Origin of the sequence: Massilia sp. CCM 8734, from assembly GCF_011682155.1 — a bacterium.
Lineage (GTDB): Bacteria > Pseudomonadota > Gammaproteobacteria > Burkholderiales > Burkholderiaceae_D > Telluria_A > Telluria_A rubra.
On sequence record NZ_WHJI01000217.1, the window covers coordinates 1 to 369 of the forward strand.

Annotated in this window: 1 protein-coding gene; it reads right to left on the minus strand. The window is 67.8% G+C overall.

What is annotated here, in order from left to right:
• The coding region (locus F2P46_RS36325; protein WP_166899350.1) for a HAMP domain-containing protein at positions 1-369 on the minus strand (369 nt) is incomplete at both ends.

Genomic DNA, 369 nt, shown 5'->3' on the forward strand with positions numbered 1-369 from the left:
TCTGGCGCACGGTGGACGTCAGTTCTTCCATCGAGGCGGCGGTTTCTTCGAGCGAACTGGCTTGCTGTTCGGTGCGCGCCGACAGGTCCAGGTTGCCGGCGGCGATTTCGGTCGAGCCGATGGCGATTGCGTTGGTCCCGCTCTGCACTTCCGACACCACCCGCGTGAGCGAATCGTTCATGGCGTGCAGGGCGCGCATCAGGTCACCGATTTCGTCGCGCGAGGCGGCGCCAAATTGTGTGGTCAGGTCGCCGCTGGCGACCGTGCCGGCCACCGCCACGGCAGCCTTCAGCGGCACGGTGATCGAGCGCGTGATCAGGAAGGCGCACGCGGCCCCGGTCAGCACGGCCAGGGTGCCGAGCACCAGCA